This window comes from Ignisphaera cupida, from assembly GCF_030186535.1.
Taxonomy (GTDB): Archaea; Thermoproteota; Thermoprotei_A; order Sulfolobales; family Ignisphaeraceae; genus Ignisphaera; species Ignisphaera cupida.
On the sequence record NZ_JASNVW010000002.1, the window covers coordinates 149,387 to 175,371 of the forward strand.

28 protein-coding genes are annotated in these 25,985 nt (G+C 35.1%); 6 read left to right on the top strand and 22 right to left on the bottom strand.

The annotated features are described in order from the left end of the window. Position 1 precedes the first annotated feature (1 nt). Genes QPL79_RS04325 through QPL79_RS04380 form a run of 12 tightly spaced genes read right to left on the bottom strand, consistent with a single transcriptional unit; the run spans position 2 to position 8,422 of the window. A complete protein-coding gene (locus tag QPL79_RS04325; RefSeq protein ID WP_285273744.1) occupies positions 2–865 on the bottom strand; it encodes an NADH-quinone oxidoreductase subunit H in 864 nt (287 codons plus the stop codon). Then, a complete protein-coding gene (locus tag QPL79_RS04330; RefSeq protein WP_285273559.1) occupies positions 855–1,187 on the bottom strand; it encodes a hypothetical protein in 333 nt (110 codons plus the stop codon). The genes QPL79_RS04325 and QPL79_RS04330 overlap by 11 nt, the downstream gene beginning before the upstream one ends. After that, the gene (locus QPL79_RS04335; protein WP_285273560.1) at positions 1,184–2,689 is read right to left on the bottom strand and encodes a complex I subunit 5 family protein; all 1,506 of its coding nucleotides are present in this window, start codon (positions 2,687–2,689) and stop codon (positions 1,184–1,186) included. The genes QPL79_RS04330 and QPL79_RS04335 overlap by 4 nt, the downstream gene beginning before the upstream one ends. Continuing rightward, complete coding sequence (locus QPL79_RS04340; RefSeq protein WP_285273561.1) at positions 2,673–3,179, bottom strand: 4Fe-4S dicluster domain-containing protein; 507 nt, start codon at positions 3,177–3,179, stop codon at positions 2,673–2,675. The genes QPL79_RS04335 and QPL79_RS04340 overlap by 17 nt, the downstream gene beginning before the upstream one ends. Before the next feature lie 2 nt (positions 3,180–3,181). Beyond that, positions 3,182–4,225, bottom strand: a complete 1,044-nt coding sequence (locus QPL79_RS04345) for an FAD-dependent oxidoreductase (protein WP_285273562.1) — start codon at positions 4,223–4,225, stop codon at positions 3,182–3,184. 24 nt (positions 4,226–4,249) lie between these two features. Then, entirely contained in the window at positions 4,250–5,815 is a 1,566-nt protein-coding gene (locus QPL79_RS04350; protein ID WP_285273563.1) for a proton-conducting transporter transmembrane domain-containing protein, read from the bottom strand. Between the two features lie 4 nt (positions 5,816–5,819). Then, positions 5,820–6,326, bottom strand: coding sequence for a Na+/H+ antiporter subunit E (locus QPL79_RS04355; protein ID WP_285273564.1), 507 nt, complete (start codon positions 6,324–6,326; stop codon positions 5,820–5,822). Further along, on the bottom strand, positions 6,323–6,715 hold the full coding sequence (locus QPL79_RS04360; RefSeq protein WP_285273565.1) for a sodium:proton antiporter: 393 nt from the start codon (positions 6,713–6,715) through the stop codon (positions 6,323–6,325). Before QPL79_RS04360 ends, QPL79_RS04355 begins: the two co-directional genes overlap by 4 nt. Beyond that, positions 6,708–7,517: an MnhB domain-containing protein gene (locus QPL79_RS04365; RefSeq protein WP_285273566.1), complete on the bottom strand. Its 810-nt coding sequence runs from the start codon at positions 7,515–7,517 to the stop codon at positions 6,708–6,710. Before QPL79_RS04365 ends, QPL79_RS04360 begins: the two co-directional genes overlap by 8 nt. Next, positions 7,514–7,765 carry a Na(+)/H(+) antiporter subunit B gene (locus QPL79_RS04370; RefSeq protein WP_285273745.1) on the bottom strand — a complete coding sequence of 84 codons (252 nt, stop codon included), beginning with the start codon at positions 7,763–7,765 and terminating at the stop codon, positions 7,514–7,516. Before QPL79_RS04370 ends, QPL79_RS04365 begins: the two co-directional genes overlap by 4 nt. Then, the gene (gene mnhG, locus QPL79_RS04375; RefSeq protein ID WP_438839350.1) at positions 7,756–8,139 is read right to left on the bottom strand and encodes a monovalent cation/H(+) antiporter subunit G; all 384 of its coding nucleotides are present in this window, start codon (positions 8,137–8,139) and stop codon (positions 7,756–7,758) included. The genes QPL79_RS04370 and mnhG overlap by 10 nt, the downstream gene beginning before the upstream one ends. A gap of 1 nt (position 8,140) precedes the next feature. Further along, positions 8,141–8,422 (bottom strand): MrpF/PhaF family protein, encoded by a 282-nt coding sequence (locus tag QPL79_RS04380; protein WP_285273567.1) that lies wholly within the window; start codon positions 8,420–8,422, stop codon positions 8,141–8,143. Positions 8,423–8,733: 311 nt separating this feature from the next. On the opposite strand from QPL79_RS04380, the gene QPL79_RS04385 reads away from it, so the two are divergent. Beyond that, positions 8,734–9,309: an O-methyltransferase gene (locus tag QPL79_RS04385; protein WP_285273568.1), complete on the top strand. Its 576-nt coding sequence runs from the start codon at positions 8,734–8,736 to the stop codon at positions 9,307–9,309. A gap of 90 nt (positions 9,310–9,399) precedes the next feature. Here QPL79_RS04385 and QPL79_RS04390 read toward each other — a convergent pair whose 3' ends face one another. Both QPL79_RS04390 and QPL79_RS04395 read right to left on the bottom strand, forming a co-directional pair. Beyond that, positions 9,400–10,512 carry a GH12 family glycosyl hydrolase domain-containing protein gene (locus tag QPL79_RS04390; RefSeq protein ID WP_285273569.1) on the bottom strand — a complete coding sequence of 371 codons (1,113 nt, stop codon included), beginning with the start codon at positions 10,510–10,512 and terminating at the stop codon, positions 9,400–9,402. Positions 10,513–10,620: 108 nt separating this feature from the next. Then, positions 10,621–11,886 carry an MFS transporter gene (locus QPL79_RS04395; RefSeq protein WP_285273570.1) on the bottom strand — a complete coding sequence of 422 codons (1,266 nt, stop codon included), beginning with the start codon at positions 11,884–11,886 and terminating at the stop codon, positions 10,621–10,623. A gap of 159 nt (positions 11,887–12,045) precedes the next feature. On the opposite strand from QPL79_RS04395, the gene QPL79_RS04400 reads away from it, so the two are divergent. Next, positions 12,046–12,363 carry a hypothetical protein gene (locus QPL79_RS04400; protein ID WP_285273571.1) on the top strand — a complete coding sequence of 106 codons (318 nt, stop codon included), beginning with the start codon at positions 12,046–12,048 and terminating at the stop codon, positions 12,361–12,363. A gap of 1,214 nt (positions 12,364–13,577) precedes the next feature. On the opposite strand, the gene QPL79_RS04405 is transcribed toward QPL79_RS04400, so the two are convergent. Next, positions 13,578–14,573 (bottom strand): NAD-dependent epimerase/dehydratase family protein, encoded by a 996-nt coding sequence (locus tag QPL79_RS04405; RefSeq protein ID WP_285273572.1) that lies wholly within the window; start codon positions 14,571–14,573, stop codon positions 13,578–13,580. A gap of 279 nt (positions 14,574–14,852) precedes the next feature. On the opposite strand from QPL79_RS04405, the gene QPL79_RS04410 reads away from it, so the two are divergent. Both QPL79_RS04410 and QPL79_RS04415 read left to right on the top strand, forming a co-directional pair. After that, positions 14,853–15,875: an adenylosuccinate synthetase gene (locus QPL79_RS04410; RefSeq protein ID WP_285273573.1), complete on the top strand. Its 1,023-nt coding sequence runs from the start codon at positions 14,853–14,855 to the stop codon at positions 15,873–15,875. Beyond that, positions 15,876–17,303, top strand: a complete 1,428-nt coding sequence (locus QPL79_RS04415; protein ID WP_285273574.1) for an NAD(P)/FAD-dependent oxidoreductase — start codon at positions 15,876–15,878, stop codon at positions 17,301–17,303. It abuts the gene before it with no gap. Positions 17,304–17,407: 104 nt separating this feature from the next. Here the strand turns inward: QPL79_RS04415 and QPL79_RS04420 are convergent, their stop codons facing one another. Continuing rightward, entirely contained in the window at positions 17,408–18,286 is an 879-nt protein-coding gene (locus QPL79_RS04420) for a cation diffusion facilitator family transporter (RefSeq protein ID WP_285273575.1), read from the bottom strand. 137 nt (positions 18,287–18,423) lie between these two features. Between QPL79_RS04420 and QPL79_RS04425 the strand changes: the two genes are divergently transcribed. After that, the gene (locus QPL79_RS04425; RefSeq protein WP_285273576.1) at positions 18,424–19,755 is read left to right on the top strand and encodes an aminotransferase class V-fold PLP-dependent enzyme; all 1,332 of its coding nucleotides are present in this window, start codon (positions 18,424–18,426) and stop codon (positions 19,753–19,755) included. 8 nt (positions 19,756–19,763) lie between these two features. Here the strand turns inward: QPL79_RS04425 and rpiA are convergent, their stop codons facing one another. The 5 genes from rpiA to QPL79_RS04450 all read right to left on the bottom strand — a co-directional run bounded on the left by rpiA (position 19,764) and on the right by QPL79_RS04450 (position 22,297). Further along, a complete protein-coding gene (gene rpiA, locus QPL79_RS04430; protein ID WP_285273577.1) occupies positions 19,764–20,471 on the bottom strand; it encodes a ribose-5-phosphate isomerase RpiA in 708 nt (235 codons plus the stop codon). Further along, a complete protein-coding gene (mobA, locus tag QPL79_RS04435) occupies positions 20,464–21,069 on the bottom strand; it encodes a molybdenum cofactor guanylyltransferase (RefSeq protein ID WP_285273578.1) in 606 nt (201 codons plus the stop codon). The genes rpiA and mobA overlap by 8 nt, the downstream gene beginning before the upstream one ends. A gap of 30 nt (positions 21,070–21,099) precedes the next feature. Beyond that, positions 21,100–21,396 (bottom strand): hypothetical protein, encoded by a 297-nt coding sequence (locus QPL79_RS04440; protein ID WP_285273579.1) that lies wholly within the window; start codon positions 21,394–21,396, stop codon positions 21,100–21,102. Between the two features lie 4 nt (positions 21,397–21,400). Then, positions 21,401–21,697, bottom strand: coding sequence for a TIGR00304 family membrane protein (locus tag QPL79_RS04445; RefSeq protein ID WP_285273580.1), 297 nt, complete (start codon positions 21,695–21,697; stop codon positions 21,401–21,403). 63 nt (positions 21,698–21,760) lie between these two features. Beyond that, the gene (locus tag QPL79_RS04450; protein WP_285273581.1) at positions 21,761–22,297 is read right to left on the bottom strand and encodes an NUDIX hydrolase; all 537 of its coding nucleotides are present in this window, start codon (positions 22,295–22,297) and stop codon (positions 21,761–21,763) included. 255 nt (positions 22,298–22,552) lie between these two features. On the opposite strand from QPL79_RS04450, the gene QPL79_RS04455 reads away from it, so the two are divergent. Then, entirely contained in the window at positions 22,553–23,458 is a 906-nt protein-coding gene (locus QPL79_RS04455; protein ID WP_285273582.1) for a sugar phosphate isomerase/epimerase family protein, read from the top strand. 62 nt (positions 23,459–23,520) lie between these two features. On the opposite strand, the gene QPL79_RS04460 is transcribed toward QPL79_RS04455, so the two are convergent. Beyond that, positions 23,521–25,815, bottom strand: coding sequence for a glycoside hydrolase family 3 N-terminal domain-containing protein (locus tag QPL79_RS04460; RefSeq protein WP_438839351.1), 2,295 nt, complete (start codon positions 25,813–25,815; stop codon positions 23,521–23,523). Between the last annotated feature and the right edge of the window lie 170 nt (positions 25,816–25,985).

Here is a 25,985-nt window from a genome sequence, read left to right on the forward strand (position 1 = left end):
ACTATTTCACCGTAAGCATGTAAATTAAAAGTGTTAAAATCATTAAAATAATCATGGTCTTAAGCATAGTTGCAGGCCCTATATCTACACGAGTTCTAGCAAGTATAATACTAATGATGCTTGTGGTTATCCATATAATGAATGTTAACAAGGTTATTACAAAGAATGTATATAGCTCTAAATGCACGTTAAACAACTTGAGAAGAACATAGCTAAGAACTTCTGAAAGAACATATCTTTTAATATGGAGAGAATACATTGCAACTCCTAGCAAAGGTCCTGAAAGCTCTATATTTACTCCACTTGCAATTTCTGGTTCTGCTTCAGCAATATCAAAAGGTATTCTGCTACTAAGAACATAGCAAGACAAGGCTATTATAATCAACAACATTAATTTTAAAGGAAGAGAAGCATTAATGAAAAGAACTGTGGCAAGTGATGGCAAGAAGAAGGATTCTGTAGATAAAACAATATGAAATTCTCTAAAAACTCCTATAGAGGCAAATGGATTATTAAGGGCTATTGACCTAGTTATAAAGAATGCTGTAGATATTGATAGAAACACTATGAAAAGAGTCTTTACAACTATTAAATTGTTGAATAGAATTAAGATTTGAAGAAGTATAGCTGTTGAGGCTATAAGAAAAAGTTCTAACATTGTAATAATGAGTATTCCATAACCCGTTATAACAAGTTCTTTACTAAACAACTTAGCTATGTCAAACCAACTTTGTAGTAAGCTTCTAATAAAACCTCTTGGCCCTACTCTAGACTGAATTAATGATTTAACTTTTCTTTCAATGCTATCATAAATAGGTGCTAAGAGAAATGGCAAAAGCAATATTAACAAAATACTAATGAGCACCAAGTATTATCACCATTATGAGAAACGCTATTGTTAATAAAATCCCTGCCCAAAGAGATGAAAGTAAAAGTGATTTTTCGGCTGATTGCTGCAAGAATTGCACAAATATTGAGAAACCCTTAGCTATTCTAGCCACCCCCTCCTCGACATTGTGAAGATAAAAGATTTCTCTTATCTTTTCAGCATTTGAAAGATAAGACATTTTTACTGGAAATATGGACTTTTTTATCTCAATACCATAGACTATCCTTGGCGCTAAAGTTGATACTCTATTACTTTTCCCAGAAACTTCTTCTAACTTTTCTTCTCTCCTGTTATTCAAGGTCTTGCACCACCAAGCCAACTCTCAGAAACTCTAAAGATTTTTTGAGACTTATATACAATATATATTACCAGTATTAAGAATATTAGCGAAATTGTCATGATCATACCCAAAATAGTTCCATAAATTATTTGCTGCTCAAATAAAATTGAAAATGATAGTGCAACAGAAATTGCTATTGTTGTAACCACTGGTAAAGCTAGCTGTCTTAATAAATTTAAATCTATTCGAGGAAGTATCCTTATTGTTGAAGAGCCAAAGTGCGTCATCAGGTATTTAGCTCCATATCCTATGCTAAAAACAATTTCAATAGCTACAACAATAAGTAGAACAACTATTGGCGAAGCTGATATGAGGTTAGTTACAAGTGAGAGTATTGTTAAGAATTTTGCTAGGAAACCTGGGAGTGGGGGGACACCAATAAGAGATAGAATTGATAGTAAAACTGCAGTACTTTCTAATGGATATACTCTGGATATGTATCCTAAGCTTCCAATATCTCTTGTATGAGCAATTATTTCAACAACTCCTGAATCCATAAACAATGCAGCTTTGAAAAATGCATGCGCCAGTACATAGAATAAGGTTGCTTGCAAAGCCTCAACAGAATTAAACTTCACATACATGCTTAGCAAAATACTCATAACACTTGTATGCGATATTGTGCTATAGGCTAGAATCCTCTTTATATCTGATTGTGCAAGAGCTAGTAATCCACCATATACAGCTGTGATGCTTCCACAAATCATTAGGGTATATACATAAACATCTTTATTTATCGATGGATATAAAGATAACAGGTAAAGTCCATAAATTCCCATTTTAACCATAAGCCCAGATAACATTGAAGATGCAGGTGCTGGAGCTATTGAATGAGCATCTGGTAACCAAAAGTGTAAAGGTGCTATAGCAGCTTTAGCTAAGAATCCCACAACACATAGAATTGTTAGTATAGGTGAGCCTTGTATTGCTGGCTCAATACTTGTTATACTCACTGTATATGCTTTTTCAACACCTGTTAATGCAATTAATGCAAACAATGTTATGTCTGCTGGAACCATTGACACTAGGAGATACCTTATACCTGCTTCAAGAGCATTTCTATTACCTTGTGTAAACCACTCAAAAGTTATTAGTACAAATCCTATGAGTTCTGCAATAATCCAAAACGTAATAAACTCTATCAAGTATTTGGATATAAATGTGAATGTAATTGAAAGCGAAAAAGCATCTACAATTAACTGTAAATAAGGTAGTCCATACTTGTGTTTAGCATAGTTAGCTGTATATATTGAAACAATACATGCTATTACACAACTGGAAATGGCAAGTATTTTAGCAAAGATATTTTCAACAAACAATAAGGTGTAGAGCAAAATAAGAATATATCCAAGAATTCGAAGAATTGCACCATGTTTTTTATCAAATAGTTTTGCAGAACCACCTAATAATATAAGTATTGTTGAAAGAATATATGTAGTATATCTATATAGGTCTGCCAAAGCTTGTCACAGCCCCTATAATTTTTGCTAAAGCTCTTTTCTTAGCCTCATCAAATACGAATTGAGGAGTGCTAATGACTATGGCTTTTGTTGGACACATGACACTGCATGCAGGTTCTAAACCCTCGCCTCTGAGTTTTCTACACAAATCGCACTTCATTGATGTTTTTGTAACTACATCTAGCTCTGGTATTCCATAGGGACAGGCATAGAGACATGCCATGCAGCCAATACATCTAGATACATCAACATATACAGCCCCACTCTCATCTCTTCTCATAGCTTTTGTTGGACAAACCTCTACACATGGTGCTTTGGCGCAGTGAAAACATGATATTGGCTTTATCAATCCTCCACCAACATCGTAAAGTCTTATGTAAGGTGTTCCCTCATGTATGAATTCACAAACAGATGAACATATGCCACATCCAATACACTTGCCATAATCTATCCATCTAAGCAGTATTGGATTTCCAAATCCCTTATCCACATTCATACACCTCTAAGAAATACTTCAATAGCTTTTGCAGCATAGAGTCCATGTTTACATGCCTCACCTAGTTTTGTAGGCCCTGTTAAAACATCTCCAGCTACAAAAACATTTGTGTTTCCAAGTCTATAACCTTTTGAGATTATATAACCTTTCTCATCCAGAAACTGCTTAAGCTCTGCGCATTCAAATGTGAATGGAGGTGTTGAAATTTCTCCTATAGCAGGTATTACGAGATCTGCCTCCAAAATAAACTCACTACCTGGAATTGGTATTGGTGCTGGTCTACCAGTTTTATCTGGTGGGCCAAGCCTCATTTTCTGAAATTCAACAGCTTTAACAGTGTTATTTTCTGTAAGTATTTTTGTTGGTGCTGCCAACTCAACCCATTTAATACCTTTCATTATAAGATCCTCTATGTAGTATTCACCACAGGGAGCTTCCTTTTTCGTTCTTCTATAAACTAAGTAAACCTCTTCAGCGTCAAGCCTTAAAGCCTCTTCAGCAGCATCAACAGCACTTAAACCAGCCCCAATCACAATAACCTTTCTAGGTTTTGGCGGAGCCTCCTTAATAAGTCCATGTTCAATAAGTTTTAACCTGTAGAGAAAGGTAAGAGCATCAACAACTCCTCTAGCTTCCTCACCTGGAACACCAAGTTTTCTAGATCTCCATGTTCCAGTTGCAATAAGAATAGCGTGATATTCCTTCATGAGATTTCTCAAGTCAATAACTTGTTTAACAAAGTCGTCACCTTCATCATGTCTCTCACCACAAACAACCTTTGTGTTTAAGTATATCTTTACACCAAAGTTTTTAACTAAATCCTCAGCACCTTCCAACACATCGCTGGGCAATATTCTATAGGATGGTATGGCTAATGTTGCCATACCTCCCACTAATGGTTGTTTATCATAGATATCAACCTCAAAACCCTTACAGACTAGGTAGCCTGCTGCAGAAAGACCTGCTATACCAGCACCAACGATAGCTACTTTCTTTCCTGTTGTGCTTGGCTTTGACTTACACAAGAATGTGAATTTCATTGTACAAATCCCAATTTTGAATATCTATGAAGCTGGAATTAAAAATTCGTAGTATGATTTATATCTTTCAACAATCTCGTATCCAATACTATTTATGTAATTTCTTATAACAGGGTTAACCATGTAGAGAAAGCCTAGCGCAATGATAATTGTTATGCAAGTAGCTATAACAATATCAGCTAATAAAGTATTTTTCAATCTCTCATCAGCTTTAGATTTCTCAATAGCTTTAAAGGTATTGAAAATTAATTTAAAGTAGCCTATGGCTGAAATACCTGTTGCCAAAGCTAATATAATAGCGCCATAAACCTTGCCAACATCGATGAAGGCCTTGAATATTAGGTATTTACTCCAGAAACCTATAAGTGGTGGAACTCCCAGCAAATTTAAAACCCCTATAACCATACCTGCTAAAGCTATTTTATATTTTCTTAAAACTCCTAACGTGTCTATGGATCTTCCCATTGCCACTATTGCTATACCTGCTCCATAGAATAGTAGTGATTCTGCAAATGAGTTGGATATTGTATGTAGTATTGCTGCTGAGACACCTTCGCAAGTATCAATTGTTAGTGACATGAATATAAGCCCTAAATGACTTATTGTGCTAAATGCTATAAACTTCTTTACATCTGTTTGAATAAGCATGAGAAAAGAGCCTATAAAAACAGTTACTATAGCAAGTATTTGTATTGCTATAAGTGCGCATTCTCTATATTGTGAAACTATAGAACCTCTTCCAAATATTGTGTAGAACATTCTAATAGCTCCATATATACCTATCAAGTCTATTACACCTACAAAAATAGCTGAAATAGGTGTTGGAGCTTCTGGAGTTGCATCTGGAAGCCAGAAATAGTTTGGAAATATTGCACCTTCAAATGTCCAAGTCCATGCTGTAAGAGCTATAATCGTAGTTGCTGCAAGAATAACATTACCAAAAACACTTCCACTAAAAGGTATTGAAGCCTCCACACTTCTGCTCTTCAACGCTATGTCGGCAATGGTTAAAGTACCAAAAGATGAATAGGCTATGAAAGCTGATAGCAGGTAGAAACTTGATGATATGATACCTGCAAATGCATATCTTATCGCAGCTTCTATAGACTTTGGACTATCTCTAAAATATGCTACAAGAGCGAAGGATGATAAGGATAATACTTCTAGCATAACAAAGAAGTTGAAGTAATCCCCTGTGTAAAGACATCCCATAGATCCTGCTAAAAGTGTTAAGAGCAATACATAATATAGGTATATTCTTGGGAACCTCATATACCATAAGCTATACAGGCCTGAAAGAAACATTAACGATGATGCTAATAATCCCAGAAGTGCATTCAAAATATCAATTTCATAGATTATTCCCAGAGGTGGTGGATAACCTCCGAAGAAGTAAAGTTGTATACCACTTTTTGAAACCTTCAGGAAAATATATATAGAGATTATAAGGGCAATAAAAAGGTTTAGTACTGCAAACAATGCAGAAAAAATATTTCTTCTAATTATAACCCCTAAACCTGCAAGAATAAAGGCCATTGCAATTAGATAAAGAGGTGCTAAACCAATTATTGGATCCAACAATGTATTCATATTTTCACCCAAAAATTTTCATAGCATATTCTTCAAAAACCTTTGATATTTCCTCTCTAGCTTTTTTGGGATCTGTTGTTGTAGCATATATCCAATGAACATATAACACCTTCTTCTCTTCATCAACATCTACAACACATGTGCCTGGGGTGTTGGTGATGGAGCCAGCAACTAGGGTTATTCCATAATGTGTTTTTACATTGAATGGAACTTTAACAATAGCAGGTCTAATATCAATTTTAGGACTAAGAACAATTTTTATCACCATTGCATGAGCCTTAACCTCATCAATAATCATATACCGAAAATAGTAAAATACAAGGTAGAAAAACCTCTTTAAATCTCCAAACACGATCTCCCTTTGAATAATGAATGAAGTTAAGAAAGTTGTTAATATTACAGATCCTATTAATCCAAGAACTAAACTAAACTCTGCTATACCTCCTGTAAAAATTACGTAGAACAGATATACGTACAAGAATACTGTTATATATGTTAATACTTTTTTCATATCCTCACCTTTCTCACATTTGTAGTGCCATAGTATTTGTAAAACAAAATTATCAATCCTATGAGAAACATGTTCACTGCAAGACCAATAACTATAGCAGTGAGAACCAGGGCCTGTGGAAGTGGATCTACAGCTGAAGAAACAAATTGATGAATTTCTGTAACGTTTCTTGGAATTTCATGGTGTACAGCTATTGATGGATAAGCTTCAGAAGTTCTTCTAAACCCAATGAAAATAGCAAAACTGTTTATACTATCTGAGAAAATGGTTAAAGCTATGAATTTCTTTATTAGTGAAGGCTTTGAAAAAACTCCGTAAAGTGATATAGCTGTATTTATTATTAGAGAAATAACAATTGATGTTAACAGAAATGATTCTACATTACTCATGCTCCTCTCCTCCAATAACATGTTTTACTTCTTCATCTCTTAAAGATAATAGGACAATACCTAGAGACAACCCTCCAACAACAGCTACAGACTCTGAAACATTGAAGAAGAATAGTATTCCACCCAAGGGTCTGTCTAGAAACCATGAGGGCATGGTATACTGAGATCCTATTCTAATCATGTTTTGGAAAATATATGCATAACCTCCAAAGATTAATGCTTTGATAAGTAAAAACACCGCTGTAAGGACTATGAATATTAACCCTATCCACCTAATAATCAACAGCTTGTCTATGGTTATTTTTTTCTGAGCTATGAACTCTATTGAAAATGCTACAACAATTAACGCTATGGCTACAGTCATAAATGATCCTCCTTGGAAACCACCTCCAGGTGTTAAGTGACCATGGTAAGCAAGTGATACTCCTGCAACAAGTATTAAGGGGGCCACGATTTTAGTAGTTGTTTTAACTATTAGCGATAATCCTTTATTGCTAATACCTTGAACAATATTTGAACCTCTAAACAATGCTAAAAGCCCAATCAATGCTATGAACAACACAGAAGTTTCAAAATATGTATCAAGCCCTCTATAATCCCAAACAATAGATGTAACACCTTCAGGTGCCATAGCACTTAACTTTATTTCCCATGGATTATACGTATAGTTCAAGTAGCTTACAGCTAAAGGCCTTAGATTATATGGAGCTATTGGTCCCAACCCTCCATAAACCATTAAATAGGAAAGAATTATTGCCAATATAGCCATGGAAAGTCCTGCAACAATATCACTTACCCTCATTCCTCAAACCTCTCAGTCTTTTTGATTAGTGTTATTGTGAGTAGTGGTAGAAGACCAACAGATACTGGGAGATATACCAGAACTATGTCTGGAGCCATTAGAAGGTAGTATAATAGAGCATAGCATGTGCTTTGAACAGCTGAAAAAAGTGTTGCTATTATTAAGTCCTTTTCTTGTACAGCAAGCCATGTTGAGACAACACTTATTATAGCAGCTATAAAAGCGATTATCAGAGGTGTTACGTCGATTGTTTTTCACCTTTTCCATTCTTTTCAGATAATGCATCGTATATTATTGGCTGTAGGGGAGCTGCCCTAGCTCTATATGCTGCTCTTGCAAGTGCATGAGAACCTGCTTGGGCTAATACCATTGTTATAAGGCTTGTTGTAAAGGCTACACCAGCTAAAATGAATCTTGTTTCTCCAAGAGGTTCATATCCCAAAGCTATTAAAGCAGCTCCAAGCATTGGAATAACAGCTCCACCAATAGCTCCAACAGTTGCTGCATGAAGTCTTGTAAAAAAGTTTGGAAGCCTAATTAAACCTATAGCACCAACAAAATCACAAAAAACACCTATGATTACCAATATCAAACCTAAAACAATTAGAATTAAATCAATCAATTTAATCACCCATTTCTCTAGCCTCAAGGTATTTAGCCACATAGATATCTAAAACAAATATCCATAGAGAAAGTGAAAGTGCACATACAGCTATCAATGGTGATCTCAGGTATACTGATAGAATAACCATGAAAGCAGCTAAGTCATATCCAAGAGAATCTATAGCCAAAACTCTATCAGGAATTGTAGGACCCTTAAAAACCCTGACAAGATATAATGTAAACGAAATTACATAGAGTATTAGCAAAACACCTAGTAAAGACATGACAAAGTCATATATCATAATAAGCAAGCACCTAAAAATCATTTGCAAAGGCCTAGGGTTATAAACTTTATCACCCTCTATTATTAGATTTTCTTGTAACAATTGTAAATAAGTTTATATATATCTATAAACAACTTCAGAAATGCATAAGGCATTGTTTCAAATGTTTGAATTTAATTAGGTCAGGATCCAGAGTGCAAAAATATTCCTAAATCCCTTTAAATGCTATAAACATTGATTTTTTCCTTGGCTTTACACAACAATGTTTTAAGCAAAATTTTATTAATTATTTTAAGAAAGTTGTTTTAAAATATTGGTGGTTTTAAAATATGGATGATTTTTTCGCTATTTTAAGAATTGTTGAAAGAAAATGTGATGATTTTGGTGTTCCTAGGATAGATATTGATGATGGTATTGCATTGTATTCTTTGCTATATGTCTTAGCAACTGAGAAAAACAATGTTGTTGTAATTGATGCTGGTGCTGGAGTAGGTTATTCAACGTTGTGGTTGTTAAAAGCATTGGAAGATGCCTGTGCTGAGGGGGTTTTATATGCTATTGAAAGAGACAAAACTAGATTTTTAGAGTTAGAGAAAACTCTAGGAATGTTGAAAGCTAGTTGTGTAAAGGTGTATTCTATTAATGACGATGCTATTGAGTTTGTTGAAAGAAAATTTGATTTCGAAACTCTAAACTTTATCTTTATAGATATTGATAAGAATAAATACTTTGACATGTTCATAGCTGCAAAAAATAAACTAGCTAAAGGAGGGTTAATGGCTTTTCACAATGCATACATGGTTAAAAATATTGTAGAAAAAATCTTGAATGAAGCACATAAAATTAACTGGTTTGCTACCATAATACCTACTGATGAAGGGATACTGCTTCTAAGAAAAAGATAGTAAAGCTAAGAACATTAATTATTAATTGTTAAACAATGAATTTGAGATTATTCAACAACAGCAAATGTTAATAAGAAATTGTTTTAAAGTTTATTGTTTTTGAATTGATGCACCAGGAATGACCTCAAAGTCTTTTAATATCCATGATAATCTTGCAACACCATTTGATGTTCTTGCTCCCCATTCTGTGCCTATTTCCCATCCAAGAAGATAATGATTAGATATATCAAACGTTGCAAACTTAGCAGCAGCCTTTACAAAGTCTATAGGATTATAGGCTACATAACCACAGATATGCCTCCATCCCTTGGGCTTAAACGCTATATATTGCCACCCACCCCACGAAACGCTATCCATTCTCCACACCTCCCATTGTGCATTAACTATTGATTCATTTAGAGCTATTGGTATTGTTATTTCCCCAACTTTGTTTCCAGCTGGATTTAGGTTCTGATTGAATAGCCACACCATTATCTCTAAATCACCATTGCTTGGCGCTGTTCCAGGAGACTTAGCAATGGCTTCTCTAACAATCCAAGCATCAGCAGCTATATTTAGATTCATTTGTGGATGCAGATCCTTAATGCAAATATAGAATGAAATTACGAATGGGGTAGCGTTTCTAATTTTCATTGGAAAGGAAACTCTAAATCCATTAGCATATGATGTGTACCAAGGCTTTCTACCAATTGCTATCTCTGGGTAGCCATTAACCCATTCTGCCGGTATTACATCTATCAAACTTATATTTGTTTCAATAGATTTTTTAAGAACATCTATAATCATTATCTGATCTCCTTTAGCACTTTTCATATTCCATGGATTTATCTCTACAACAGCATCGTAAATTCCATCATTATTAAAATCGATCTTAGTTAAATGAATTGATGGGTATCTTAGAACTATTTGTGTAGATGAGCTTATGGTCTTTGTCATGGTCTCAATAAAGAGTAGTGTTATTGTATAGGTATATGTACTAATCGAAGTGGTGGATAAATTAGTAGGCTTAGTAACTATAGAAACAGATGATACTTCAGTTGTGATTGGATAAGGAGATGTAATGGTCTTATAAATGGTTTCAGTAACTGTTGTAGTTAATGTATGTAGCGTATATTTGCTTAAAGTGTATAAGTAACCTCCAGTAAAACCTAAAGCAAGCATGACAATGGTTATAACTATTAATGCAAATCTTTTTGAATCCATATGCTAAACCCATAAGACATATAAGAGTTTTACTTGTAGGTTTCATTTATAATAAGAATATATAAAAATTAAAAATGAAATGTACCAACCATGCAAAAACTCTGATACCTAGTACACATATTCCTTAATCTTTAGAGTTATAACAGCTGAGATGAACCTCATTATTGCTGATATTAAATATGATATTCTAAGTCCTTGAACTAATCCAAATATTGTAATAAGATAACCAGATACCAGTCCTCCTACCATGGAACCTGCAAAGCTTGCCAAGCCTATGAGTGTATTGTAAACACCAAAAAACGTTGCTCTATCCTTTTCTTCGGCGCATTCTACTATGTACATTGGAAATATTATATTTGTAAAACCACTAACAAAACCTACGAATATATTTAGCAACAAAATTTGTATATAATCTGTTGAAAATGCATAGGTTAAAGGAACCATAACAAGACCAAATCTATTCACAAGTGTAAAAAACCTGTATTTGTTTCTACTTACATGTCTTCCAGTTATGTATTGACTAAGAATCATCATGGCGTTAGAGGCTATGGAGAACGAGGTTATTTGTGCTGGTGACAAGTTTAAAACACTTCGCTGAGTTATTATAAAGAGTGGCCAGGCCAAAGATAATGAAAAATTATAGAATGTATTTGCAAATGCAAATCCTCTAAATTTTTTGTTTGACAAAGAGATTTTAAAGCTCTTCACATATTCTATTATGTTTAATAATGCTACTTTACCACCTGGTATTGTATTAATGTTTTTATCAATAATGCTTTTAGGAATGGATAGTGTTACTAAAACAGATGCTGATGCTGATGTAAAAGCAAGTAGTATTATCATAGAAATTGCTGTAGATGTGTTTGAGACAGCTTGGAAAATTATTGTGGTTACCAAGTTACCAACAATGCTAAATATTGCAGATAGATTCGAATGTATAGAATATACAACTGCTCTTCTAGAATAGTCTGAGAGATCACTGATAACATCACCAATTACTGGTGCAGATGAAGATCCTATGAAGGTTGCTATAGCAGATAGAGTTATGATTTCATATGGATTAATAGAATTAAACAATGTGATAAGCATTAGATAAATCGTAGATACTAGAAGCATTGGTAACGAGCCAAGTAAGAGCATTAGCTTTCGAAAACCAGTTACATCACTTATTCTACCCCAAATAATCTGTCCTATGTTACCAAGTAAATTGTTAGAAGCTTGAAATACTCCACTTTCTTTTACACCTCCACCATAGTAAACTATTAGATAAGGTAGAATTGGAGATACAAGATTATTTGAAAATGAAAGTGTTGAAACCCTAAAATAGAGTTTCTTTATAGCATTACTTCTTTGTATTTCAACATTTGTTGACAAACTTATTATCGCCTTTAACAAAACAATTTTTACAGGTATTTACAAGTATATAGAGATATACTATATACATTTGGCCAAAATAAAAATTAATTTAACAAATAATGCTGAAACAATGTAAGCTTATATACTCAAAAACACTACTATTCTATGTGATGCTGCATGGGTAGCGCTATAGATGTTATATTGAGTAACTATCAAAGCTATCTTGTAATGCTTGTTCAATTCCTTCTCGGGCTTGCCCTTGGCTATGTCTCTGTAAAAGCATTAAAATATATTCTAGCATTCATAGCAATACTAGCTCTAGGAACATTACTATCCGTCTGGTCTCTTGGAGCAACACCATCAGATGTTCTAAAAACCGTTGGATTAACAATAGAAAGCCTAAAAAGCTTAGCCATACTGCTTGGTCTCATGACAATAGGTCCAGTATCAATAGGGTTTATAATTGGCGCCCTAATGGCATTACTTAAAAAGTGAAGTATTTTTGCCCCAATATCTAATATGTATCATAATTTTGCTATTTGCTAATATTGCATCATAATCTCGAAGAAATTTCTTGTCCTAGTAATTGATCAATAACACTAATGATAGATACAATTTTACAACTGAAAGCCTTGTCTTTTCAGAATTGGGAGGAAGTTATATTCATCTCAGAAATATATAATGTCCTAGCAAATAACTAAAACAACATCCTAGATTTTAATCAAGGTTAGCATTTTCCTTGGTATTGAAAGTAAATACGTATACAGTGTTATTTTTCCGTATTGAATTTGTTAAAAAAGAATTGGTTTTAATTAAATAATGTTATTTTGAGTTTAGCAGCTTTTTGAAGGTTTAAATATATACTCATATAGAGCTGTGCCTATATTGCCTATATTCTCCAATAACAACTTTTGCAAATTCCTAGATTATTAAATGGCATTGAAACTACCTAACTCAGCGTTTGCACCGCTCATCATCTTACTATTTCTCAGACCCGGATTCTCGCTCATCACAAACCTATCTAAATACCACATGCTATATTTTATGGCCTTAGTCAAAGATTTATAAGCTTGAATCACAATATTTAATATTTTTAAAGGAATAGGCAATAAATAAACCAAACAGTAAATACAGTAAATTTATTGTCCCGCCTGTCACAACACCTACAGTTTGTGGCTCGATATTTTTGCTTATTTTCATACACTTCATTTATTCAAGCAAATACATTAAGTTTTAAATGTCATTTGCAATAGGATTGATGGACAAATTACAACTGAAAACCTTGTCATTTAATGGCGGGGATGAAGGTTTATAAGTTTTGAGCCTCATATTATCTAGCGATGATTAGTGCTGGTAGTATTCACTATTCGATGATGGGTTGCCCCAAGGATCCGATGCGGGATTGGCAACCAAGAGTATTCAGATGGGGGATCTCTAACCACCCCAACTGCCTCCCAGATGACAGATGTGAAAACAAATAGATGCTGGAAACCTATGAGCCGCTCTAAAAGAACCCTCACCCTTCAGGGCGGGGAGGAGGTCAGATATCTTGGGATGAAGAATCGCATCCTTAATGATAGATGATTAAATAACCCCTTCTGACCATTGTTGCTCAGCGTTGCCCACTCTTTTTACCATAATTAGTTGTTGAAGCTTCTTCAAATATCATTGATTTTCAGATACTTGTATAGATGCATTCTCTACTCAGTTTATATCCAACTAAATTTTTCTTTTCCCAAAATCTCTCTAACTGTTTTTCTTACAGCATCTTTTGATGATAGCTTTGGTCTCCAGGAGGTTAGGCTCTTAATCTTTGTTATATCCAATAGCATCAGCTTTACATCACCTGGCCATCCACGCCCATCTGGTGTAACGAGAATATATTTGTATTGAACATTTTTAAGCTCCATTTCATTAACAGTAATATCTGCAATTTCTTTAACTGTTATCCAATCATCATTACCTATGTTAAATACGTGATATCCCTTTCTTTCCTTTGCATATAGGGTTATAATTGCCGTGGCTTCTACAGCGTCTGAAACGTGTAAATAGCTCTTTCTTTGTGTGCCATCGCCTAGTATTTCAAGAATATTTGGGTTTTTCCTCAATTTGTTTATAAAGTCTATTATAACTCCGTGGTTAGATCTATAGCCAATTATATTTGCATATCTTCCAATAGCCACATTGAATCCGTATAAATGAGAATATGAGTAGTAGAGCATTTCACAAGCAGCTTTAGAAGCTCCATATACAGAAATAGGCTTTAAAGCGTGGTCTTCTGGTGTTGGAATTTTATCAGCATCACCATAAACAGTTGATGAACTTGCAAAAAAGTGTGTAGTAACATCGAATTTTCTTGCTGCCTCTAAGACATTGAATGTTGCAACTATGTTTTCATTGAAGTGAATTCTGGGATCTGTAGATGATATTCTAACCTCTGGATTAGCAGCAAAGTGAAAAACAGCATCAGCATCTTTAAAAACATCAACCCATTTACTCTCAAAACTCTTTAGATCAGCATTGATGAGCTCAAAATAATCTTTACCTATATGATGCTCAACATTTTTTATAGAACCACTACTGAAATTATCTATAACCACAATTTTATTGGCAAGACTCTTTACAACTATGTAGTCAACCATGTGGCTACCAATAAACCCAGCTCCACCAGTAACAATAACTTTTTCAAATCCCTGTTTACCCATACTTGATCATTTCAACAATCATTTTTTCGCAATTTAAGCTTTTGTGCTGATATATTAAGAAACAAAAACAAGAATGAGTTTATGTAAAAAGCTTTGATTAATTGACTCTGTATTAATCATTTAGCATTTAGACTAAAACTTTTTAATCTGAGTTGCTGAAAGCTTTCAGCAAAGGGTTTTATTGTTAGTTTTAAATACTTGTAGAAAGAATATTGCAAACATTTGTTATGAGTATATGTGCTTAGCATTTTCTGTACATAGAGTTAATGGGTGGTTGAAGTGCCTCTAGCCATCATTGTTGGTGGATTTTTTGGTGATGAAGGTAAGGGTAAGATAGCAGCGTATTTAGCTATAGCAGATAACCCGTTTATTGCTATTAGATGTGGTTCTATAAATGCTGGTCACACTGTTGTTTATAATGGTAGGATGTGGAAGCTGAGACTTGTTCCATCGTTTTTCGTTAATAAATTTACTAAGCTTATGATCCCTGCTGGTGCTTTGATTAGACTTGATGTGTTTTTCAATGAGTTGATGGAGACTGGTGCTGGGGATAGAATATTTGTTGATAGAAATGCTGGTGTTATTGAGAATAGGCATGTTGAAGCAGAGAGGAACGACTCTTTTCTTGTAAGAGATGTTGGCTCAACTCTTCAAGGTGTTGGATTTGCCATGGCTGATAGGGTTTTGAGAAGACTTAGGCTTGCAAAGGATTTTGAAGAGCTTAGAAATTATCTTGTTGATGTTGCTTTAGAAGTTAATAATGCTATTGATAAGGGTGAGCTAGTCTATGTAGAAGGTGTTCAAGGAACTTTTCTTAGTCTTTACCATGGTACATATCCTTATGTTACAAGTAGAGATACTACAGCATCAGCATTTGCATCAGAAGTTGGTGTTGGGCCTAAGAAAATCGATGAGGTTATGGTGGTCTTTAAATCTTATGTTACAAGAGTTGGTGGTGGTCCACTAGATGGGGAGCTTGCGCCAGAGGAAGCTGAGAGACTTGGTCTTGTGGAGATCGCAACCGTTACGGGTAGGAGAAGAAGAGCTGCATTATTTAATGTGGAGCTTGCTAAAAGAGCGGTAATGTTAAATTCTGCAACACAAGTGGCTATAACAAAGCTTGATGTTCTGTATCCAGTTGATAAATGTGTGAGGGAGTGGAATAAGTTGTCAAAAGATGCTAGAAGTTGGTTGGAGAACATCGAAAATGCGTTGAAAACTCCAATAACAATTATTAGTACTGGGGAAGATGTTTTGTGTACAATTGATAGAAGAAAGGAACTTGGGTTTGGGTGGAGGTAAATGGAGAAGTTATATGATGTTGCTATTGTTGGTGGTGGTGTAGCAGGACTTTTTGCAGCTTATGAGCTTTCAACATATGGATTTGGAAGACTTAGAATAGCAGTTATTGAAATGGGTAGTGGAAATCCTTTTAGAACATGCCCAATGCTGAATCTGAAAAAACTTGCAAGGGATAGGGAGTGTGTTCTTTGCAGACCATGCCATGTCATGTCAGGAGTTGGTGGGGCAATAACGTTTAGCAGTGGCACAATGAATCTAAGGCCAGATGTTGGTGGGGATCTTGATAAGCTTCTTGGCAGCTGGGAAGAGGCTGAGAAGCTCATTCAATATGTTGATAGCATTTTAGTTAAGTTTGGAGCACCTGATAATGTGTATACAATGGACTATGACCAAGCATCAGAACTTGAAAGATTAGCAGCAAAGGCAGGAGCAAAATTTGTTCCAACTCCTCAGAGACTTATAGGCTCTGAAAATATGCCAAAGGTTATAGCAAACATTGTTGATTACTTGAAAAGTAGAGAAGTTGCAATACATGACTATACAGAGGTCTTGGATATAGAGCCTATTGGTGAGAAGATAAAAATAAAAACAACTAAAGGTGATATAATATCCAAGTATGTTATCATAGCCCCTGGGAGAGTTGGTGCTGAGTGGTTTTCTCAATTAGCAAGGAAAAGGGGTATAGATGTTGAGCCTGGGCCTTTAGACATTGGTGTAAGAGTTGAGGTTCCAGCATATGTAACAGAGCCTATCACCAAAATTGTTAGAGATCCAAAGATAATAATGTACACAAAAAGCTATGATGACAAGGCAAGAACTTTTTGCACAAATCCAAATGGTCTTGTAGTTGAGGAAAGATACCCAGATGATTCTGTTGGTGTAAATGGAGAGAGTTTTGCAACTATAAAAAGCAAGAACACAAACTTTGCACTTCTCGTAACAGTTAGATTAACAGATCCATTTGAGGATACTGTTGCATATGGAAAAAGCATTGCAAGATTAGCAACAAAACTTGGAGGAGGAAAACCAATAATTCAAAGATTTGGAGATTTGGAAGCTGGTAGAAGAAGTACATGGTCAAGAATAGAAAGAAGTGTTGTTGATCCAACATTGAAATCTGTAACTCCAGGAGATATAGCAATGGCATACCCATACAGGGTTGTTGTGAATATTATAGAAGCATTGAAGAGACTAGATATAATAATGCCTGGAGTAGCATCTCAACAAACACTGTTGTATGCGCCAGAAATAAAGTTTTATAGTATAAGAGCTAGGGTTACAAGAGAACTTGAAACAAATATTAAGAATGTTTTTGTTGCAGGAGATGGTGCAGGGCTTTCAAGAGGTATGAATGTTGCAGCAGCAACTGGTGTTATTGCATCTAGATCTATTTTGAATAGAGAGGGAATAGATATTGAAAAATATTAAACCAAGTTAATATCTAATGTTGAAAAAGAGAGGATTATTTAGATGATGTTGGGTCTAAGCGCTGATAAACAATGATGATACTTCATCAACTAACGCTGATTTGATTATCCTTTTCTAACAGGTTCTACATGCACAGTTGCTTCCCAACCAAGTTTTTCCCTAATATTTTTCTCTATTTGTGTTGCTATTTCATGTGCCATATTCAAGCTCATAACAGGATCTAGCCTCACATGAAGTGTTACCTCAATATGTGCACCATATTTATGTATATGCACATGATGAACATCTTTAACTAAGGGACTTGTCTCATACACTATCTTCTCAAGTTTCTTAAGATCTTCTTCAGATGGTGCTTTTCCAAGTATTTCACTCGCAGTTTCTATAACAAGCTTTATTGCTGTTGCTATTATTATTGCTGAGACAACTACGCCTAAAACACCATCAAGCCACCAAAGAGTTTCGCTAAGCACTATTGCAATAGCAAGCAAGGCAGAGGCTATTGCATCACTTCTATGATGCCATGCATCAGCAATTATTGATTGCGCCTCATACTTTTTGCCAAGCTTTATAGCCCATAGAGCTAAAGCCTCTTTAACTATAGCTGATATTGCGAGAACTGCAACAAGAATCCAGCTAAAAATCAATCCCTCTCTGGATAGAAGTTTATTAACACTTCTCTGAATAAAGTCTATGCCAACCATTACAAGCATAGAGCCTATAACAATGGTTGCAATAAGCTCAGCCCTTCCATGTCCAAATGGATGCTCTTCATCAGCTGGTTTATATCCTATCCAAAACCCAAGTATAACAACAACAGATGTTAAAGAATCTGATAAAGTGTGAATAGAATCTGCAACAACAGCTATGGAATTAAACAAAACACCGTAATAGAACTTTGCAATGAATAAAATCGTGTTTATAGCTATTGAGACCCAACCCTCCAAATAACCTGCAAACTTCCTTGCATCTTTTCTGTTTTCCATAATAGTTCATATAAATATGAGAATTTATTGGCTTAAAAATAGTGATAATTTTAGATGTGGCAAAAACAATGATAAACGTTTTTAGAATTAAGTTTAAAAACTGTTGAAAAACACTTTTTCTTGTAGTGGAGATTCTCATGCTAAACGCTGATGAGGTTAGAAAGGATTTTCCAATACTAAATAGGATGATTCATGAAAGAAAGCTTGTATACTTCGATAATGCTGCCTCAACTTTGAAGCCCATTCAAGTTATAGAAGCTATAAAAAATTTTTATGTGAATCACTATGCCAATGTTCATAGAGGCTTTCATACCCTTAGTCAAGAAGCTAGTCAAATGTATGAACAAGCACATGAAACGCTAGCTAAATTCATAAATGCTTATTCATGGGATGAAATAGTATTTGTGAATAACACTACAGAGGGTTTAAATCTTGTAGCATATTCTTGGGGTCTTCACAACATTAATGAAGGAGATGAAATAGTTTTAACAGTAATGGATCATCACAGCTCAATGCTTCCTTGGAGACATATCGCAAAAATAAAAAAAGCTAGAATTAAATACATAAACGTTACAAATGATGGTTATTTAAACTATGATCAGCTCGATGAGGTTATAAATGAAAAAACAAAAGTTGTTGCCTTCCCTATTGCAAGTAATGTTCTTGGCACAATAAATGATGTTAGAAAGATTGTTAAAAAAGCTAGGGAGGTTGGCGCTTTGGTTGTTGCAGATGGTGCTCAAAGCGTTCCTCATATGCCAACTGATGTGAGGGAACTTGGAGTAGATTTTCTTGCTTTTAGTGGACATAAAATGCTTGGGCCAACAGGTAGTGGTGTTTTGTGGGGTAGAAGGGATTTGCTGCAGGAATTAAAGCCATTCAAAGTTGGTGGAGATACAATTAAGGATGTTACACTAGATGATGTTATATGGCTTAATCCGCCGTGGAAATTTGAAGCTGGTACACCAAACATAGAAGCGGCTATAGGACTTGCAGTAGCAGCGGAGTATTTGATGAAAATTGGAATGGAGAATGTTAGAAGACATGAGATTGAACTAGTTGAATATATGCTTAAGATGATGTTAGAAACTTTTGGAGATGAAATAATTTATTATGGGCCTAAAAACACGCATCATAAAACAGGTGTAGTGGCGTTTAATGTCAAGAATTTGCATTTTCATATTGTTGCACAAGCACTTGATTATTTCGGTATTGCTGTAAGGTCTGGAATGCATTGCGCACATCCACTTCACTACGCTCTTAGGATTAGTCATGAATATCCCCCACCACAATCAGTACCTGATGAAGTTGATGAAAGACTCAAAAGATTTGGTAGTGTTAGAGCTAGTTTCTATATATATAACACTAAGGAGGAAATAGACTACTTCATAGGATCATTATCAATGATTATATTACTTAGAGAACAACTAAAAACAAAACCTGTGGAAGCCGTTTGCACTGGAACATAAAGACTGTGCTATGTTTTAATTCTTCTCAAAACCTCTACCCTATCTGGATATCCAACAATTATCTCATCAGCCATATCCACAAAAAGCCCTGTTTCAACAACTCCTGGAATTCTTTTTAAAATAAGTTCAAGCTCTTTAGGATCGAAATCAGTAGAAGGCTTAACATCTAAAATAACACCTCTTGTATCTGAAACCACAAAACCATACTTTCCTGACTTTACCATTCTTATACTTACCTCAAACCCAAGCTCTTTGAGTTTTTTATAAACAACATTTAAAGCCTCTGGCAAAACCTCTACAGGTATTGAATGTTTTTCTCCAAGTCTTTTCACAAGCTTTGTATAATCAACAATAAATATTTTGTAGCGAGAGGCATAAGCAACTATTTTTTCCAGTGTTGAGGCCCCTCCCCCACCTTTGATCATGTTCATGTTGCTATCAATCTCATCAGCTCCATCAACATAAACATCAACCTCGCTTACAACACTCAATTGTGAAACATTGAATCCTTTTTGGGCAACTCTATATGCAGAGTAAAGGGAAACACAAACAAAAGTAACATTCCTAAGCTCTTTCTCAAATCTTGGAAGCATATCTATAAAAACATCTACAGTTGATCCTGTACCAACTCCAAGAATTCTTGGCTTTAGAGATAATACTCTCTTCAATGCTTCTTCAGCAGCTTTTTGCTTTGCAATATCAACATCGCTAAACAAGTTCATCATAACCCACGTCATATAATTTATTTAAATCTTCTATAGTATTCACATTGAAAACCTCTTTATATGGAAACCTAAAAACATTTTCAGCATCTATGTATTGAACAGATGCTCTATCTTTTAAACATTTAGCTATGCTGTATTCACCACTATAAAAACACATCTCTAAAGTCTTCAAAAGAGCATCTCTATATACTGCAAACAAGGGCTCTAAATACCTGCTTGTTCTCCACATTGGAATACAGGCATCTGCACTATCTAAGCAAAGAGAACAAAACCTCTCAATACTAGTGACTTCAATAAGGGGAGTGTCACATCCAATAACAAAAACTGATTTGAACATTTTTAAAATTTGGTATATGGCAGGTAATGGTCCCAACAAAAAATTGTCTATAAAAACTTTCAATCCTAATGAAGAAAAGTGTTCTGCTTTTTCCCAAGATGTAACAATGTATAAATCCATAAATTGTTTCGATTTTACAAGCTTACTGTATACAAACATTATCATGGGCTTTCCATAGATGGGATAAAGACATTTGTCAATGCCTTGTCCAAACCTTGTCGATTTCCCTCCAGCTAGTATTGCTGCTATCACAATAACTAACACTCAGCATATTCAATCTTTCTATAAGCTAGTTTGAATATGTTTCTTAGTTTCTCTATATATCATATACCCAAAAATCATTACTATGACTAACAAAATTATTGATATTGCTAGCAATGGAATGACAAGGGCCTGCTGCCCTAAGCTAAAACATATTGGTATAAACAGTATCACTATACATCCACCAACTCCAACTCCTGCACTGCTTGGTGGTGAAGGAGGGCTCAACATGTATATAATAAATGGTATTATTGAAGCAATAAACAGTAATACAATACCAAAAACAATTAGAATGAAGCCAATTTTATATAGATTCACTATATCACCTCCAAGCTAAAAATGGATTAATCGTAATGTAATTCAAAAGTATGAACGCTACTATAGCAACAATTGTTAGTGCGATAGCCAGTATCATCAAAATCTTTGTCACTTCTGTACTAGTTCCGAAAACAAATGGTATTGGACCAACTATAATTACTGCACCGCCCTCAACTCTCTTCTCACCTTCCTTACGACGTTGCTCACTCAATGTTTTTGCAAAGAGAATTAGAAAACCTATGAAAATTATGATAAAAGCTGAGAAGATTAATATTATAAATAGTTGTAGCAGAGACATCATATAGCATCACACATCATATTACAACTGTGTGTTATAAAGACTTAAAATTTTGATGGAGCAACACTATTCATCATATAAATTGATATACAATAGCACAGCAGCCAAGGTCTTTAAATCAGCTATACCACCACTGTTTAAAGTATCTAAATATTCTTGAGGAGTCATATAAACATTGGCTAAGATCTCTCCGGCTTCTGGCGATGCACCAACAAATTTAAGTTCTTTAGCAACAAAAATTGTTTGAATTTCATCACTATAACCAGGCGATACAAACACTGTTGCAAGAGGAGTAAGCTTATTAGCAACATACCCTGTTTCCTCCCTAAGCTCTCTCATTGCAGCAGCCTCAGGGGATTCACCATCTTCAACTCTTCCTGCTGGCACCTCCAAAACCCATGAGTTAACAGATGCTCTCCACTGTCTAATGAAAACAATTTTGCCATTGTTAAGAACAGGCACAATCACAACAGCCTTACCAAATTTCACAACATCTTTCTCAACAACTTTATCCCCAATTTTTATAATTCTTTTAAACAATGAAATTCTTTTACCTTTGCACAAGAACTCATCACGAATTATAGCAGGAGCTTCTTTACTCATAATTTAGCACCCATATCATTATGTAATAAAGATATAACGTTTTCACATTATTAAAAATTTTGATGATGATAACCCGGTTTCAGTTGAAGATAAAATGATATGGAGTTACCCATCTGAAAGCCTTATCCTTTTATGATGGAGAGGAGGTCAGCCATTCAATCTTGGTATAATTGTTTTAATACTGTAATAATTGTGTAATATTGTATAAGCTTATATATTTCCTTAACTCCCTATAATCTTCTGTGGTTGGAAAATATGGCAAAAATCGTACTTGGTTTAAATCTTAGCTGGGCTGTTAAGAGATGGCCTATGCCAGATGAATGGAGCGAAATCGTTGCTAAAAATGATGTAAAATATGTTCAGTTCTCATTTGATTTGTTCGATCCAAGATCTACTCAAGCTGCTGTTGAACATATGGCAGGTCTCATTAGGGATGCTATTAAGAGATATGGTATAGTTATACACTCAACATTTACAGGTCTTGCAGCATATTCATATAATCTCCTGGCACATCCTGATCCCATTATAAGAATGGATGCTGTTGACTGGTATACGAAAGCAATTGACTTTACTTCAAAAATTGATGTAAAGGCAACTGGTGGGCATATTGGAGCAAAAAGTGTTAGAGACTATAAAGATGCTAGCAGAAGAACTTTCATGGATTTAGTGCTATTTGATACTGTAAAAGCATTGAGAAAATATGCACAATCAAAAGGTTTAGAGATGATTTTATGGGAGCCATTACCTGTTCCAAGAGAAACTCCATGGAATATGGCAGAAACAGAAGAGGTTCTAAGAAAAGCTAATGAGGGTGCTGGAGTAGCTGTAAAACTCAATATAGATGTTGGTCACCAGTGTACCTTACAAGGAGTAGAGGCAAGTCCATATGAATGGCTAAAGAGATTTGCTCCACAATCCCCTGCAGTCCACATTCAGCAAACAGATGGTAAAGCTGATAGACATTGGCCATTCACAGAAGAGTACAACAAAATTGGAATAATAAAACCAGATAAACTAATTGAAGCAATAGAGCAGTCAGGTGCTAAAGAGGTTTATCTATTTCTAGAGTATATACCACCATTTGAAGCTCCAGATGACGAAGTTTTACAAAATCTTGAAATCTCTGTAAAATATCTCAAACAATTCATACCAACAACATAAAATAGATTTGATATAACTTTTTTAATTTGAATTGATTTATGAAAAATAAATTGTTAAATATTTTATAGTTCTATTGCTTCAGAGAAGTAATGTTTACGATGTTGAATAATTTGCTTTTCGCCTACAATTCTAAACTTTCCCTCTAATTGTATGTCCTCACTGCTTCTACCAATCATTACTCTGTACTCCCCAGGCTCTATAACAAGATGCATATCACTATCATAGAATGCTAAAAGCTCTGTTGGTACTCTAAACAATAGTCTTTTTGTTTGTCCAGGCTCTAGATATATTTTCTTAAATCCTTTCAATTCTTTTACTGGTCTAGCTACGGAAGAAAATTCTTTGGCTATATAAAGTTGAACAACTTCTTTACCAGGTCTCTTACCAATGTTTTCAACAGTTACTTCAATTTCCACATAACCAAATGGATTAACATCTGGCGTTTTCACAACCAAGTTGCTATACTTAAATTGTGTGTAGCTTAAGCCAAAACCAAATGGAAATAGAGGCTTTGAGTCAACATCTATGTAGTTTCTGAATGCTGATGGCTTTCTAGAGTAGTAAACTGGTACTTGCCCAACAGATTTTGGTATTGAAACTGGTAATCTTCCACCAGGATCAACATCACCAAACAACACATCTGCAATAGCATTGCCTCCTTCCTCACCAGGGAACCACGCCTCAACAACAGCATTAACATATGGAAGAATCTCTGTGATTGCCAAAGGCCTTCCATTTATGAGAACAAGAACTATTGGCTTTCCAACTTTATGTAGTTCCTTTATAAGATCCTCCTGAACACCTGGAAGCCTAAGATCACTTCTGTCAACACCCTCACCACTAGTATGCTGAACAATCTCTTGTTTCAAGCCAAACCATGTTGGATCCAAGCCGCTTTTCTCACCCATAACAGCAACTATAACGTCTGCTTCTCTAGCTATTCTCAAAGCTTCTTCAAAACCACTTCTATCTTGTGAGTAAATATCGCAGCCCTTAGCATACAACACTTTAGTGTCTTTAGAGACTTTTCTCTTTATACCCTCCAAAACAGTTACAACATTTACTGATGTAGAGTCTTTTCCAAGATGAGCATCGTAATGGTAATCACCAAGCATGTTTCTAGGCTCATTTGCATTAGGCCCTATAACAGCTATTGTCTTTATGTCTTTGGATAGTGGTAGCACACCATCGTTTTTGAGAAGAACTATGGATTCTCTTGCCGCTTCAAGAGCAAGTTTTCTATGAATCTCATTATCGAGAATTTCAGGAACCTTTGTCTCGTCAACATATGGATTATCAAAAAGCCCAAGAAGAGCCTTAACTCTTAAAACTCTTTCAACAGCTCTATCAAGAACAGCTTCAGATATCAGCCCCTCCTTAACCGCTTTAACAATATCATCAAAGCATATAATATCGGGAAAGATTATATCCACACCTGCTTCTAAAGCAATTTTAAAAGCCTCTACACAATTTCTTGCAATTCTATGTATGGTATTGAGCTGCAAAACCGCGCTATAATCTGATACAATAACTCCTCTGAATCCCCATAAACCTCTTAAAACATCTGTTAGAAGCCACTTGTTAGCATGGCAAGGAACACCATCTATTTCATGATATGCCGGCATAACCGAAAGAGCTCCACCAACCTTAATACCAACTTCAAATGTGTAGAGATGTTGCTCCATAAACTCTCTCAAACCTGCATGAAGAGGTCCAATGTTTCTACCACCCTCTGGAAAGCCATGACCAGCAAAATGCTTTGTTGTAGCAATAACACCTTTTGAAATATCTTCTCCTTGAAGGCCAAGAATATATGCAGTGCCAATTGCTGAAACAAGATACTGGTCTTCACCATAAGTTTCCTCACACCTGCCCCATCTAGGATCTCTACATAGATCTAGAACAGGCGAGAGACAGTGTCTAGATCCAATACACAAAACCTGTTCTCTTATCGCATTAGCAACTCTATTAACAATTTCAGGACTCCATGTAGATGCCAATGCTATTGCTTGTGGAAAAACAGTTGCTGTAGGAGCCATTAAACCAGCTAAACACTCCTCATGTACTATTGCGGGAATGCCAAGTCTTGTCTTTTCTACAAGAAACTTCTGAATCTCATTAACTATCCTAGCAGCTTCTCTGGGTCTGAGACCAATTCGTGAACCACCAACCCTGGTAATTTCCCCAATTCCATATCTGAGAAGCTGCTTTGCTTTTTCCTCAGAAAAATTCTTACCTTCTAACAACCTATCAACAGAAATTGATTGCAGTTGAGCAACCTTCTCCTCTATAGACATGCTTTTCAATATATTGCCTATCCTCCTCTCTAAATGACTCAAATAGCTATTCACACACATCACACAAACCAAGTTTTAAGCTGCACTACTTTTAAAAGTTTTATCTATGTTTTTTCCTAGTCACATTCCCTTCAAGGCCCATAAGTATATGCATTATATATGCTCTTCTACTTTTAAAGACCTTTCCACAGCGATTACATATATAAACCACTCCTTTCACCAAAGGTAGA

Coding starts and splice junctions, on each gene's coding strand:
- QPL79_RS04420 (WP_285273575.1), bottom strand. CDS start 18,286: ATGGAAAACAGAAAAGATGCAAGGAAGTTTGCAGGTTATTTGGAGGGT.
- QPL79_RS04415 (WP_285273574.1), top strand. CDS start 15,876: ATGGAGAAGTTATATGATGTTGCTATTGTTGGTGGTGGTGTAGCAGGA.
- QPL79_RS04450 (WP_285273581.1), bottom strand. CDS start 22,297: ATGAGTAAAGAAGCTCCTGCTATAATTCGTGATGAGTTCTTGTGCAAA.
- QPL79_RS04400 (WP_285273571.1), top strand. CDS start 12,046: ATGGGTAGCGCTATAGATGTTATATTGAGTAACTATCAAAGCTATCTT.
- QPL79_RS04365 (WP_285273566.1), bottom strand. CDS start 7,517: ATGAGGGTAAGTGATATTGTTGCAGGACTTTCCATGGCTATATTGGCA.
- QPL79_RS04360 (WP_285273565.1), bottom strand. CDS start 6,715: ATGAGTAATGTAGAATCATTTCTGTTAACATCAATTGTTATTTCTCTA.
- QPL79_RS04390 (WP_285273569.1), bottom strand. CDS start 10,512: ATGGATTCAAAAAGATTTGCATTAATAGTTATAACCATTGTCATGCTT.
- QPL79_RS04350 (WP_285273563.1), bottom strand. CDS start 5,815: ATGAATACATTGTTGGATCCAATAATTGGTTTAGCACCTCTTTATCTA.
- QPL79_RS04405 (WP_285273572.1), bottom strand. CDS start 14,573: ATGGGTAAACAGGGATTTGAAAAAGTTATTGTTACTGGTGGAGCTGGG.
- QPL79_RS04455 (WP_285273582.1), top strand. CDS start 22,553: ATGGCAAAAATCGTACTTGGTTTAAATCTTAGCTGGGCTGTTAAGAGA.
- QPL79_RS04460 (WP_438839351.1), bottom strand. CDS start 25,815: ATGTGTGTGAATAGCTATTTGAGTCATTTAGAGAGGAGGATAGGCAAT.
- QPL79_RS04445 (WP_285273580.1), bottom strand. CDS start 21,697: ATGATGTCTCTGCTACAACTATTTATAATATTAATCTTCTCAGCTTTT.
- QPL79_RS04355 (WP_285273564.1), bottom strand. CDS start 6,326: ATGAAAAAAGTATTAACATATATAACAGTATTCTTGTACGTATATCTG.
- QPL79_RS04345 (WP_285273562.1), bottom strand. CDS start 4,225: ATGAAATTCACATTCTTGTGTAAGTCAAAGCCAAGCACAACAGGAAAG.
- QPL79_RS04425 (WP_285273576.1), top strand. CDS start 18,424: ATGCTAAACGCTGATGAGGTTAGAAAGGATTTTCCAATACTAAATAGG.
- QPL79_RS04385 (WP_285273568.1), top strand. CDS start 8,734: ATGGATGATTTTTTCGCTATTTTAAGAATTGTTGAAAGAAAATGTGAT.
- QPL79_RS04380 (WP_285273567.1), bottom strand. CDS start 8,422: ATGATATATGACTTTGTCATGTCTTTACTAGGTGTTTTGCTAATACTC.